At 43.0% G+C, this 12,654-nt stretch carries 12 protein-coding genes; 2 read left to right on the top strand and 10 right to left on the bottom strand.

Annotated features, from left to right (window positions below):
* Positions 1 to 15: 15 nt before the first annotated feature.
* The 7 genes from CL55_RS04370 to CL55_RS04340 form a co-directional block, all read right to left on the bottom strand.
* Positions 16 to 1,197 (bottom strand): ABC transporter substrate-binding protein, encoded by a 1,182-nt coding sequence (locus tag CL55_RS04370; protein WP_082091892.1) that lies wholly within the window; start codon positions 1,195 to 1,197, stop codon positions 16 to 18.
* Positions 1,198 to 1,218: 21 nt separating this feature from the next.
* Positions 1,219 to 2,028 (bottom strand): enoyl-CoA hydratase/isomerase family protein, encoded by an 810-nt coding sequence (locus CL55_RS04365; RefSeq protein WP_046330027.1) that lies wholly within the window; start codon positions 2,026 to 2,028, stop codon positions 1,219 to 1,221.
* A 21-nt stretch (positions 2,029 to 2,049) separates the two neighbouring features.
* Positions 2,050 to 3,585 carry an AMP-binding protein gene (locus CL55_RS04360; RefSeq protein WP_046330026.1) on the bottom strand — a complete coding sequence of 512 codons (1,536 nt, stop codon included), beginning with the start codon at positions 3,583 to 3,585 and terminating at the stop codon, positions 2,050 to 2,052.
* Entirely contained in the window at positions 3,578 to 4,072 is a 495-nt protein-coding gene (locus CL55_RS04355) for a (2Fe-2S)-binding protein (protein WP_046330025.1), read from the bottom strand. Before CL55_RS04355 ends, CL55_RS04360 begins: the two co-directional genes overlap by 8 nt.
* Before the next feature lies 1 nt (position 4,073).
* A complete protein-coding gene (locus CL55_RS04350; protein ID WP_046330024.1) occupies positions 4,074 to 4,907 on the bottom strand; it encodes an FAD binding domain-containing protein in 834 nt (277 codons plus the stop codon).
* Positions 4,904 to 7,888, bottom strand: a complete 2,985-nt coding sequence (locus CL55_RS04345) for a xanthine dehydrogenase family protein molybdopterin-binding subunit (RefSeq protein ID WP_205621295.1) — start codon at positions 7,886 to 7,888, stop codon at positions 4,904 to 4,906. The genes CL55_RS04350 and CL55_RS04345 overlap by 4 nt, the downstream gene beginning before the upstream one ends.
* Positions 7,889 to 8,014: 126 nt before the next feature.
* Positions 8,015 to 8,875, bottom strand: a complete 861-nt coding sequence (locus CL55_RS04340) for a helix-turn-helix domain-containing protein (RefSeq protein WP_046330023.1) — start codon at positions 8,873 to 8,875, stop codon at positions 8,015 to 8,017.
* 256 nt (positions 8,876 to 9,131) lie between these two features.
* On the opposite strand from CL55_RS04340, the gene CL55_RS04335 reads away from it, so the two are divergent.
* The gene (locus CL55_RS04335) at positions 9,132 to 9,590 is read left to right on the top strand and encodes a MaoC family dehydratase (protein WP_052728753.1); all 459 of its coding nucleotides are present in this window, start codon (positions 9,132 to 9,134) and stop codon (positions 9,588 to 9,590) included.
* A 677-nt stretch (positions 9,591 to 10,267) separates the two neighbouring features.
* Here CL55_RS04335 and CL55_RS04330 read toward each other — a convergent pair.
* Together CL55_RS04330 and CL55_RS10625 are read right to left on the bottom strand one after the other, a co-directional pair.
* A complete protein-coding gene (locus tag CL55_RS04330; RefSeq protein WP_046330022.1) occupies positions 10,268 to 11,683 on the bottom strand; it encodes an MBL fold metallo-hydrolase RNA specificity domain-containing protein in 1,416 nt (471 codons plus the stop codon).
* A gap of 78 nt (positions 11,684 to 11,761) precedes the next feature.
* Positions 11,762 to 11,902, bottom strand: coding sequence for a hypothetical protein (locus CL55_RS10625; protein ID WP_170216974.1), 141 nt, complete (start codon positions 11,900 to 11,902; stop codon positions 11,762 to 11,764).
* Between the two features lie 98 nt (positions 11,903 to 12,000).
* On the opposite strand from CL55_RS10625, the gene CL55_RS04325 reads away from it, so the two are divergent.
* A complete protein-coding gene (locus CL55_RS04325) occupies positions 12,001 to 12,426 on the top strand; it encodes a universal stress protein (protein ID WP_046330021.1) in 426 nt (141 codons plus the stop codon).
* Positions 12,427 to 12,490: 64 nt separating this feature from the next.
* Here the strand turns inward: CL55_RS04325 and CL55_RS10835 are convergent, their stop codons facing one another.
* Positions 12,491 to 12,616 carry a hypothetical protein gene (locus tag CL55_RS10835; protein WP_257719926.1) on the bottom strand — a complete coding sequence of 42 codons (126 nt, stop codon included), beginning with the start codon at positions 12,614 to 12,616 and terminating at the stop codon, positions 12,491 to 12,493.
* Between the last annotated feature and the right edge of the window lie 38 nt (positions 12,617 to 12,654).

Here is a 12,654-nt window from a genome sequence, read left to right as displayed (position 1 = left end):
AAATTCAACGGCATATTAAAAACGAGTACATACATCAGGGCCAATTGCCTGATCTGACGGAACTCTTCCAACAATATTAAATTCGCCATTCTCCACACGGACAGCAAACATATCTTGCATTGCCTGGTGATCACCAGCACGCATCTTCTTGGTGCCTTGTGGAGTTTGCCAGCTTAAGTCGTCCATTGCTGTCCGAACTTTATCGGTTTCAGTAGACTTCGCTTTTTCTACGGCAGCTTTATAAAAATATAAAAGTCCATATGAATCTGCGCCATAAAGATCAGGTAGCTTGTTGTAAGCTTTCTGGAAATCAGCTACGAACTTTTTATTCGCTGGATTGTCTAACTTAGGAGAGTAGCCAACCCCTGTTACAAAGCCATTTGCAGACTTCCCGATAGCGCCCATATTTTGAGAAGTAACTGTGCCAGATGCTCCAACAAGTGTCACTCCTTTATTCAGACCATACTCTTCCATTTGTGAAAATAACCGCACAGTATCGTTTCCAGCTACTGAGGTATAGATCACATTAGGCTTAGCAGCCCTTACTTGACCAAAGTATGGTGAATAATCCTTGTTATCGAGAGGTGCAAACACTTCGCCAACATCTTTAGCGCCTTTTTCAGTAGATGCCCTCTTAAATGCTGATACAGTACTACGCCCCATCTCATAGTCAGGTCCAATAAAGAATATATTTGACTTAGGAATTTCTTTATCCACCCATGCGGCTAATGCTGCAGACTGCATACCTGCACGTGCATTGACACGGAATACATTGGGTGAGCATTTATCTCCCGTAATCGAATCCGCAAATGAAACGGATGTTGCGATTAGCTTATTATTGCGCTCGGCCACCTGCCCTACTGCTAATGTAGATCCCGAATTAACGGTACCAGTTAAAAAGTCAACCTTTTCTACTTGGAATAATTTCTCTGCCTTTTGAGTTGCAACTGCAGGATTTGCCTCTTCATCTTCATAAATCAAATTAATTTTTCGACCATTAATACCGCCAGCAGCATTAATTTCCCTAGCGGCGAGATCTAAGCCCATTTTGACTTGCTCGCCAATCGGGGTATAGGTTCCGGATAATGGTGTTACAACTCCAATTTTGATAGGGCCAGGTTGCGCAGAAACTAAAGATGCGCCAAGGCACAAAGCTACAGCTACAGCGATTTTTTTTGTTTCAAATTGCTTTTTCATGATGTACTCTCCTCGAAAAAATTAACGACCAACAAAATTTGGTTGACGCTTTCCATGAAAAGCTTCAACCCCTTCCTTAAAATCTTCCGAATTGCGTAAGCGGCTATAGCAATGACCCTCGACTTCGATTGCTGTAGTTAATAGGCAATCCTCTGTTTCGTTCAGCATCTTCTTTGCTGTTCTCTGCGCCAGAGGTGAGAATGAACGTAGTTCATCTACCAATTTAGAAACGGCACTAGCAAGCTCAGAATCTGGAACACACTCAGTTGCAACTCCCCATTCATACGCTTGCTGCCCTTTGATGCGCCTTGAGCGCATCACAATATCTTTGGTTCTAGTGATGCCAATCATTTTTTGCAAACGCGCAGATCCACCTGAGCCAGGAATTTGACCTAATTTTTGCTCGGGCAATGCATAGAGAGTGGATTCAGCTGCTATACGAAAATCGCATGCCAACGAAATTTCAAAGCCAACACCGAAACAATAGCCATGATTTGCAGCAATGACCGGTTTTGTGCAACGCGTAGGCGCTGCAACATTCCATGCTAGTTTTGAAACATGCTCTGGAGTTGCCTCTAAAAACCCTTTAATATCTCCACCACTAGAGAAATGCTCGCCTTCAGCTCTCAATACAATAATGCGGATGCGATCGTCAGCATCTAGGGCCTCGAATGCAGCGCGTAATTGATCGCGCTGTGGCATCTGTATCACGTTAAAAGGAGGCCTCTTTAAAACAATATCTGCCCTTTGTTGGGATTCATTAATTTCCACATAGAAACCATCAGGGTTATCAAGAATATTGCTAAAAGGATGCTTCAAAATTGTAGTCATAAGGTCTTTCTAGTAAAAAAATTAAGCTCTTTCATATTCGCCAGCAATCAACATCCGCCGCAACACTTTTCCCACTGGCGACTTGGGAATTTCTTTAACAAATACGTATTCACGGGGGCGCTTAAAGTTGATCAAATCAGAACCACGGCAATATTCATCTAGGACAATTGAATCCACAATTCCAGAGGCCCTAATGAATGCAACTACTTTTTGGCCAAGGCGATCATCTTTCAATCCTGCAACAGCTACCTCACTTACCGAAGGATGCAAAGACAAGATTGATTCAATCTCAACAGGGGAGATATTTTCCCCCCCAGAAATAATCATGTCATCTACACGACCAGTCACAAATAAGTCACCTGACTCATCAAAGTAACCTGTATCGCCTGTAAAGTACCAGCCGCCCCGAATAGACTTTTGATCTGCATCTGGCCGCTTCCAGTAGCCCTCAAATGCCTCATCCCCCGAGAGATCACAAATGATCTGTCCCTCTTCATTACAGGATGCCAATTGTGTAGGCATAGTCTGTATAGATCCTTGATCTAACTTAACTACTTTAATGCGTGCATTTATTCCAGCTTTGCCAGCACAACCTGGTTTAGCCACTGCATTCTGATTAATGGTGTATGTATAGATTTCACTTGAGCCGTAATGGTTTACGAATAATTCAGGGGAGAAGGCTTCACTTAGACTCAGCAACAAAGCATCATGCATAGGAGCGCCTGCAAATCCTAACTTCTTGACAGTTTTAACTCGACTTGCATTAAAGTTTTTTGACTGGAGCATGTCGTGATAAAGCGTTGGCACTAAATAGAGATGCGTCACTGCCTCCCGCTCAATTGCATCTATTGCCTTATCAACATCCCAACGTGGTACAGCAACATATGTGCCATTAACAATACATAGGGATAGCAGCGTGCGCACGCCCATGGTGTGATAAAGAGGCATTACACCTAAGGTCACCTCCGCCATTGCATATTGGTTTTGAGCCACATGTGCAATTCCTGCTGCGCGCTCAGCCCGCTGCTTTCTTGGGACACCTTTCGGCTTGCCGGTAGTGCCGGAAGTGAAAAGCATGACAGAAATATCCTCAACATGACCCTGTGCAGTAGGCTCTACACCTACCTGTATTAACTCATCAAAATACGTATACTCATCTGTGGGCCCCTTCTCCATACAAAGAATGACGGAGATTGATTTACTAGTTTCTGATTGCAAATAGTTGCCGAGGGATACTTCCTCAACGAATGCTAGTTTGACATCAGCATTTTGAGCGCAATAATCAATCTCATCAGACTTAGAGCGCCAATTTAGAGGGACGATAGCGATACCTGCCATCTGGCAAGCCCAATGAATGGTTGCTGCCTCATAGCGATTTTGCAAAATCGTCAAAATCCGATCGCCGTTCCTCAAGCCTTTATCATTAAAAAATTGCTGAATAGCGCCAATATGTAGCGCCCATTCTCCGTAGGTGTAGCGTTTGTTACCATCTACGATTGCCAAGCTGCCTGGATCACGCTCTACAGCCTGCAAAAAAGTTCTGCCTAAATCAAGCATGCTCTCTCCCATTTTTGTAGGCTCTAGCTGATGCAATCTCTAAAACTGCCTCGACTATTCCAACATATCCAGTGCATCGACATAAATTGCCCGATAATCCCTCCCGAACCTCCAACTCAGTCGGATTTGGATTTTTGTTAAGTAAGTCCTTCGCTGACATCAAAAATCCAGCCGTGCAAAATCCGCATTGAAGCGCATGATATTTTTTAAAGGCACTTTGCAAATCAGACATCTCGCCCGATTTTGCTATACCTTCGACGGTATTAACACTTGCACCATTAGCTTGACAGGCGAACATCAGACAAGAACGGACCACTTCTCCATCGAACTCAACGGTACATGCTCCACATACGCCATGTTCACATCCTGCATGAGTACCTGTTAAGCCTAAGTCATGCCGAATAAAATCAAGCAATGTAGTACGTGATTCACAAGCAGCTTCGCGCTCAACTCCATTTAAAGATAGTGTTACTAAATGGTTCTTCATTCTATTTAATCACTCTAAAATCTGTAGCTTGTTGGCATGCACGCTTCCCAAGTGAGCGCATCAGATGTCGGCGTAGTCCTGAAGTTGCGGTAGGATCTTCCCTTACCTCTGTTTCAGAGGCTAAATCATCTATAAACTGGCTAATCTCATTTATAGAATTAGCAACGCATTTATATACCCGCACAGTATCATCAACTCCACCAAACCCTACGGTCCAACTATTACCTTCCTGGATGACTGCAACAGCTACTACTGCATAATCTCCATGGCGATAACCATACTCAGAAAATCCAAATCTGGCATCATGCCCACGAATAGGAAACTGGACAGACTCGATAAATTCATTTGATTGACGGCAAGTTTGAAGTGCTCCTAGAAAAAAATCCTTGGCTTGAACTATCCGCTTCTTCTTTTTGCTAACTAGTGTGACAGAGCCATCTAATACGGCTAGGCCAAGAACTAATTCGGCGCTGGGATCAGCATGAGCAATAGATCCGCATACTGTTCCACGATTCCGAATTGGGGCATGGGCTATCCATGGGAACATCATGCTTAAAAGTGGCTGAGTCTTATCAAGATCACTCCACTTTTCTAATTCAGCCTGTCTAACACCAGACCCAACAAGCAGGACATCACCAGAAACACCAAAATTTTTAAGTTCTATAACCTTATTGATATCGATGAGATGATCAGGGCTAGCCACCCTCATTGCCAATACGGGAACCAGTGTTTGGCCGCCAGCAATGATACGGGCATCATCACCATACTGGTCTAACAAATTTAAAATATCTGCTTGGGAGTTGACCTGGTGCATGACAAATGGAGCAGACTTCATTTACCAACTCCCAATATGGTAAAGAATCTGCTAAGCAAGAGTTTAAATAAACCTTCCTGTTTTGCACCGGCTTCTTTTGCAAGCGCCCTAAACAGCTGATCTAAGACCAATCGAATTGCACCCTCTAATAACCTGCTACCAATTGCTGCAAGCTTTCCTGATACCTGAGCTTGGTAGTCGTACTTTAAAACAGTAGTGCCTCCATCATTCTTCAGACTTACTTGACCCATCCCCAACGCCATTCCAAGTGGGCCACGACCCTCTCCACCTAAGGAAAAACTATCAGGATCTTGAATATTTGTTAAATTAACTTTGGCTACAAATCGAGCCTTTGCAATACCAATTCGTACAACTGCTATGCAATCAAACTGAATACCATCTGATATAGATGTTTTACGTATGGATTCACAGCCCGGAATAACATTTTTTAACCTCTCCGGATCAAGTAAAACTGCAAAGATACTTTCTGGAAGAACCTGCAACCTAACTTCACCCTGAGCTTTCAAAGGATAATCAGCATTTGAGACCATTGAAGAAGTCTGATTCGACGGCTTATCAAGCTTAAGCGAACCCTTTTTTACAAGAAGTGCATGAATTCGACTTGGGGTTGCAGGCAGGATAATATCCTCGATATCTAATGCGTCTGCAATTGCATTTGCAATACAAACTGGAGTACTCATACTATTTCCCTCGCCAATTCCTTTGGCGCCCAAAGGAGTGAATGGGCTTGGAGATTCTTGGTGATAAATTTTTGGAGTACAAATATCACTTGCAGTCGGTAGGCGATAATCTGCAAAAGTTCCGGACAGAAAATTTCCATCACTACTATAGACAAACTCCTCAAAAAGAGCTGCCCCAACAGCTTGTGCATAGGCACCATAAATCTGTCCATCTGCTAAAGCTGGGTTTAATATTTTTCCTGCGTCATGTACGGTAATGTATTGATCAACTTTTGCCGAGCAAGTTTCCGGATCTATCTCGATCCCACAAGCATCGATAGCAAAACCATACGCAGCGGAAGTATTAATTCGATCACCCTCATCAGGCGCCTCTAAAACATCTGCGCTCCAAAAGTGCGTTTCCTGTAGCGCAAGAATGGCCTCAGGTCCAAGAGCCTCTCGAATCAATCCTGGAGACCAATGGAAATTTCCGCATAATCTTGAGAAAGAAATGCGCCTGGTCTCATCTCCTGCTACCGATATGTTTTCATTTGCAAATATTAAGTCTTCTGGCTTTGCCTGCAGTGCCTGCGCTGCATAATCAGCAATTCGAGCCTTTAACTTTTCCGCCGCAAGAAATACTGTACCCGCAACTGCTCCAGCAAAACGACTTGAATAGTTTCCGGCGGCAATTGACCATGCATCTTTAGCAGTATCAAAATCAACATTCACCTGAATTTGTGAAGGCAAGACACCAAAAACATCTGCTAAAAGCTGGCTGATAACGGTTTGATGGCCTTGGCCAGCTGGTGCTGAGGCGATATTTGCAGAAATATTTCCAGAAGGGTCAATACTTACAGTTGCTGAGGTGATCGCTCCATTTTTAGGACCGGCTTTTGCTCTTTGCTCTTTTGTAAGAACGGTTGTGATGTAACCCATATTAGAAACTGAAGGTTCAACAATCGATGAAATACCAATGCCGTAGTAACGTCCCTCTTTTTTTGCCTGCTCCCTACGGTCTAATATTTTTCGAAACTCTGGAGAACCCTCCAGTATTTTCAAAGCCTGTTGGTAGTTACCAGAATCTAGTAATGCTCCTGCAGCAGCCCGATATGGAAATTGATCTTTTTGAACATAATTTAGCGCTGCAATTTCTTGATGCGTTTTACCTAACGTTTTAGCAATTTTATGAATCAGACGTTCCAGGGCATAATAAACTTGAGGACCGCCAAAACCCCTTACCAGTCCAGTAGGAGTTTTATTAATCAATACAACACGATTACGAATTTTTAAATTCTGAATTTGATATGGACCTGTAACGCACCCATGCATGCGATAAAGAGTTGCTGGCTCAGGAGCCCTTAAATAAGCACCGCAATCTTCAATTTGATCATAATCTAGCGCTAATATCTTTCCATTTCCATCCACTGCAGCACGTAAATGAGTGTGTCGGGATGTTGCAGAAGTTGCTGCCTGAAGATGCTCTAAGCGATCCTCAATAAACTTTACTGGGGCGCCAGCTTTACGCGATGCTAAACAGCTCATGATGATGTATGGCAATACTGATTGTTTAACACCAAAACTACCGCCTGAATCTGGGGCAACATGATGACGTAATTTTGTTCCGGGAATCTTAAGTGCAGCAGCCATGACTACTTGTAATGAGAATGGCCCCATAAAATTTGACGTTACTTCATATGAGGAGTCCGCCTCCCGCCATTGTGCAATAACACCCCCTGTTTCTATGGGTGTACAAGAATTGCGAGGATAGCGGATATCCACTTCAATGACACTGGCAGCCTGTTGGAAAGCAGTATCTGGATCACCGTATTGAAATGAGCGATCTGAAACACAATTACTACCAATATCCTCATGCAAAATGACGGAATTATCTTGCAGAGCAGCATCTACATCGACTAAAGCAGGAAGAGGCTGAATATTGACCCCAACCCTCTCAACCCCGTCTTCTGCCAGCGCACGTGATTCAGCAATGACTACTGCTATAGGCTCTCCCACATAGCGCACGTATTCGCTAGCCAATACCCACTGACGCATAGAGGTTTTCACAGCAACCACCAATGGATTAGACCAGGCCTGGACATCCTTGAGCGTCAAAATAGCCCTCACACCCCTAATCTGTAATGCCTGCTCAATGTCCACTGAAATAATTTTTCCATGAGCGATTGGAGAGCGCACAACTGCTGCGTATAGCGTTCCAATAGGCAAAGGAAGATCATCGAGGTAGCGACCTCCCCCCGTCAGAAGAGCAACATCTTCTACGCGTTCACATGACCTGCCTAAATAATTTGCACTTGGTTTCAATCTACTCTTTTCAGCTGAATTAATATAAATTAATGCTGAAAGAAGCTTAATCATCGGATAAGCAGCATGCTTACCCTAAAGTCCGACTGCTTACCTTAGAGTCTGATTATATGCATCAGGTAAACCCTAGGAGTCTAGCTTGGGTGCCTTTTCTACTTGCTGACGATAAAGGCTTGGGGTAACCCCCTGGTGCTGTTTAAAAAACCGAGTGAAATGACCTTGCGCAGAAAACCCCAACTCATCGCCAATATGTATCAAGCTCTCATCCTTATCAGCTAGAGCGTCGAATGCAAATTCCATTCGAAGCACATTAGCAAATACTACTGGCGACAATCCAGTACAACGTCGAAAGAGCTCAAAGAAGTGTGAGCGAGATAGATTAACGCTTTTAGCGACTAATGCGATGTCATTAAAGCCTTGGGGAGATGTACGCATTAGGTGAATCGCCTTCCTAATGCGCGGATCCATAAAAGCCAATGTATTTCCAGAGCTTCGTAAATCGCCAGCAGTTATAACATCGGTATTTTCCATAAAGCTTAAAGTAAGCTCTAACAACATAGACTCAAGTTGGTCATGGGCAATTTGATCTGCCCACCATAATTCCATCGATATCTTTTCCAAAGCCTTTTTTTGATAAACGCCCATGGTAGATAGATTATTAATAAAAAAACGGGGATGACTGCTGGCTAAGAATTTTTTACTAAAAGATGCCAACCATTTTGGCTCAAGATAAAGAGCTAGCAAAATTGGATTATTGCTACCAACCGGTAGATGAAGATATGAATGCTCCTCCCAGGCATTAATCAGTACTGCATTACTGTCAGTCAATGGACAATTTTTTCCTCGGACCTGAAAAGCAGTGTCAGGACCGCCGACCTTGCATAAAATGTGGCAATGATGATGCGCATGGGTAACCAAGGGCGCATCCATTTCTAGTAGCGCCACGCGACCAAACTCTCCATGAAGTAGTCGAATTACTTTAGACATAATTAATCATCTCACAGACCTAGATTTGCTGGGAGGTAGGTTATATTGCAGCGCAAAAGAAAGGCCCTAAGATTTCAGGACTTTTTAAGCATCATCTATTTCATCTTTATTGGGTGCAAATCGGTACAGTGTGCGTGCGCTACTTCTGCTGCAGGGATCGAGGCTTATACGGTATAGAATCTAAGGGAATCTACTAATCTCAACAGTGATAACTAGGTTTGAGTTCGAGTCTTAAATAACCTATTTACCAAAAAATATGACTATAAACAATCTATTTTTAGAAGACTTAACTATTGGGCAAAAATTTACATCAGGCATCGCTTCAGTACAAGAATACTTAATTCAAGAATTTGGATCCCAATATGACCCACAACCATTCCACACCAATAAAGAGCTAGCAAAAAATACTTTTTTTAAAGGGCTGGTAGCCAGTGGGTGGCACACTGCAGCAATAACCATGCGATTACTTGTACAGAGCAATCTCAAGCCTGCTGGCGGCCTCATCGGTGCTGGTATTGACGAACTAAGGTGGCCAATTTCAGTTTATCCAGGAGATGAGCTACACCTAGATATAGAAATTATAGAGACAAAAAGATCGGCATCAAAACCAAATAGAGGGTTTGCAAAAATTAAAGTGCTTACGAAAAATCAAAACGAGTCTATTGTAATGAGCTATGTAGCCACTTTAGTAGTAGAAAGCAAAATAAAAATTTAGTTCGAATTCAGTAAAAAGAGATGTTGTTTAAATATTTAAATATGCAAAGCATTGCTCAATTCACCCACTGCATATACCTAATCAGAGTTAAAGCAAAAATGAGCTCGAACAACAACATAAACATTAGTTTTAAGGTGTTAAAATCAGGTGTTCACCGCCACCGAGAACCTTGTTGTTGGGCCGAACGTCATGGGTCCGACATGCCATTGGCCGGCTAGGAGTCGGTTCAACCGACATTCCAAGCGCCCTTTTAAATGACGCTTGTAGCTTAATTTCAGATTTAAATAAGGGTCGATGCGTAAATTTGTCGGTTTACCCGACAAAACTACTGATCACCCAGTTGCCCATAGCGCCTGGGAATCCCCCGCGCTATACCCAAGGCCTCCCCCACGCTAGCCAAGCAGATCCATGATTGGGCCAATAGACCACAATCCTCCAGCCTACTTTTATATGAACCGATATGAAATTTGGCCTGCCCAGCACGATTCGAACGTGCGACCTAGATCTTAGAGGAATCTGTAGTTGCTGGAAAATCTGTGTATTTTCATGACTCAGAGAGTAAAAACTGGACTGTGTAATAAACTGTGCAATGCAGTTTGGGCTATTTGGGCGACCTGAATTATTTACTGTCGGTTAAACCGACAAAAGATACCTTGAGTGAATAACTAAAACTCGCTTTAGCATTCATAGGTATGAAGTCTTTCTGGAATGATCACATTTTTCCATTCCAAGTTCTCTCGAATACTTTCCGCGAACACCGATGATGACTCAGGCTCTCCGTGCACGACAAAGATACTCTTTGGAATGCTATCGAATCCTGTTAGCCAATCTAGCAGACCCGCTTGGTCAGCATGGGCTGATAGGCCTCCAATTGTATGAATAGAAGCTTTCACTGGCACCTCTTCTCCAAACAATCTGACCTTTTGCGCTTTATCTACAAGGCGCCTACCTAAGCTGCCATAAGCCTGAAAGCCAGTAATAATGATGGCGTTTTGTGCACGCGGTAGATTGCTGGCTAAGTGATGGACAATGCGTCCTGCATCACACATACCACTAGCAGAAACAATAATTGCCCCACCTTTGATTTTATTAAGGGCTTTAGATTCCTCCACGTCCGCTATAAATCGCAAGTCCACAGCATTAGGATGATTTTGATACCACTTGAAAGTGTCTTGAGAAAGATTGTCCATTTGTGAGAAAAAGCGCTGAGTGAGATGCGTGGCAGCAGTTGCCATCGGCGAATCAACCCAAATATTTAAATGGGGTAATCGTTTTCTTTTCACAAGGTCAATTAGCAGAAATAAGATCTCTTGCGTTCTACCAACTGCAAAAGCAGGCATCACAATATTTCCATGGCCAGACAAGGTTGAATTAACAACTTCAACTAACTCATCTTCGGTAGCCTGTAAATTGCGATGCAAGCGATCACCATAGGTTGACTCAACCACTAACACGTCGGCACTAGTAATCAAATCTGGATCTGGCATCAAGACTTTTCCCTTCATGCCAATATCCCCTGAAAAAACACAACGCTTTTTCTGTTTAGCATCTTCAGTGATATCAATTACTGCAATAGCAGATCCTAAAATATGTCCCGCATTACGAAACTCCAACTCTATGCCAGGCGCTAATGTCTTAGTTTGCCCATACTCTAAAACTTCAAATTGCGTTAAGGTCATCTCGACCTCTTCTCTTGAATAGAGCGCTATGGGCATTTCACCACGCCACTTACCCGCCTTCTTTTTCCGCTCCGCCCTATCGACATCAGCACGCTGTAAGTAAGCGCTATCAGGTAAAAGTATCTTTAATAATTCAAGAGTGGCGCCAGTACAATAAATGGGTCCTTTAAATCCTTGTGCGCATAAGCGTGGCAAGAGACCGCTATGGTCAATATGAGCATGAGTGAGGACAATAAAATCGAGATCTTTGGGTGAAAATGGCAAGGCCTCTAAATTTTTATTCGTTGCCTCGCGACCCCCCTGAAACATTCCATAATCGACCATGAAATGCCTAGTCCTTCCTGACAGCATCACTTCTACCGAATGACGTGAGCCAGTGACCTCACCTGCAGCGCCGAGAAATTGAATCTTCATATCCTTAGCATACTCTCTAGCAATAGAGTCTGCTGGTATTTTAAAATCTCTTTGAAGTCTTAGGGTGGAAATTCAAATTTAGATAGTGGCAACCAAAAAAACAGACAGGCCATATGGCATGCCAATACATAAGTGAACGGCAAGTGCTGCTGGCGGCACAAGCCAGCGATTAAAGCCTAGGCCAGCAATTGTTCTTTCTTTGTCTAATAAATGAAACACGCTACAACCCTTTAAATTAAACATTTGGCAATAATGTCTTATTAGTCTAGACTGAAATCTGTATATTTAAAATTACTTCTATAAAGAAAAGGGTTTGCATGAAAGTATTGTTACCAGTTGATGGCTCAAAATCATCACTCAATGCCGCAAAATATATTGCCAAGATGGCTAAAAATTCTCGCAGTCCAGTTAGCGTTACTTTAATTAGCGTTCATGATGACATTGGCTTAGGGCATGTAAAGCAATTTGTTGCCAAAAGTGTTGTGGATGACTACCTACGAGAGCTCAGCGAGAAAGAGTTAAAGGCTGCACAAAAGATTTTAGATGCTGCCGGCGTTAAACATAACATGGCCATTAAGCGCGGGCATGTTGCCGAGGAAATCATCAGTCTTGCCAATAAAGATAAAGTGGACATGATTGTTATGGGCGCCAAGGGACGTAGTGGTTTTATGGACGTCTTAATGGGCTCAGTAGCACAATGTATTAGTAGCTCAGCAAAGCAACCAGTACTACTAATAAAATAAAAGGTTTATAAGTTTCAAGTTAGAGAATGGCGAACGTCCAATTTTGTCGGGTAAACCGACAAATTTACTCTTCGCCCTGTTGCCCATAGTCAGCCAGAATCCGCCACGCTGACTCAAGGTGAACCCAACGCTGCTCAAGCTCGACCATGATTAGCCACAATCGAGCCAATAGATAAGCCTGAAACTTCATTAAATTAGGATATTTGGCCTGCCCAGCACGATTCGAAC

Source organism: Polynucleobacter duraquae, from assembly GCF_000973625.1.
GTDB lineage: Bacteria > Pseudomonadota > Gammaproteobacteria > Burkholderiales > Burkholderiaceae > Polynucleobacter > Polynucleobacter duraquae.
The sequence above is the reverse complement of the archived record's forward strand: the minus strand, read 5'-3'. Positions and strand labels throughout refer to the sequence as shown.

What these genes read in the sequence shown, in the direction of transcription:
- CL55_RS04360 (WP_046330026.1), bottom strand. Translation starts at nt 3,585, where the DNA reads ATGCTTGATTTAGGCAGAACTTTTTTGCAGGCTGTAGAGCGTGATCCA.
- CL55_RS04325 (WP_046330021.1), top strand. Translation starts at nt 12,001, where the DNA reads ATGAAAGTATTGTTACCAGTTGATGGCTCAAAATCATCACTCAATGCC.
- CL55_RS04330 (WP_046330022.1), bottom strand. Translation starts at nt 11,683, where the DNA reads ATGAAGATTCAATTTCTCGGCGCTGCAGGTGAGGTCACTGGCTCACGT.
- CL55_RS10835 (WP_257719926.1), bottom strand. Translation starts at nt 12,616, where the DNA reads ATGAAGTTTCAGGCTTATCTATTGGCTCGATTGTGGCTAATCATGGTC.
- CL55_RS04350 (WP_046330024.1), bottom strand. Translation starts at nt 4,907, where the DNA reads ATGAAGTCTGCTCCATTTGTCATGCACCAGGTCAACTCCCAAGCAGAT.
- CL55_RS04370 (WP_082091892.1), bottom strand. Translation starts at nt 1,197, where the DNA reads ATGAAAAAGCAATTTGAAACAAAAAAAATCGCTGTAGCTGTAGCTTTG.
- CL55_RS04365 (WP_046330027.1), bottom strand. Translation starts at nt 2,028, where the DNA reads ATGACTACAATTTTGAAGCATCCTTTTAGCAATATTCTTGATAACCCT.
- CL55_RS04355 (WP_046330025.1), bottom strand. Translation starts at nt 4,072, where the DNA reads ATGAAGAACCATTTAGTAACACTATCTTTAAATGGAGTTGAGCGCGAA.
- CL55_RS04335 (WP_052728753.1), top strand. Translation starts at nt 9,132, where the DNA reads ATGACTATAAACAATCTATTTTTAGAAGACTTAACTATTGGGCAAAAA.
- CL55_RS04340 (WP_046330023.1), bottom strand. Translation starts at nt 8,875, where the DNA reads ATGTCTAAAGTAATTCGACTACTTCATGGAGAGTTTGGTCGCGTGGCG.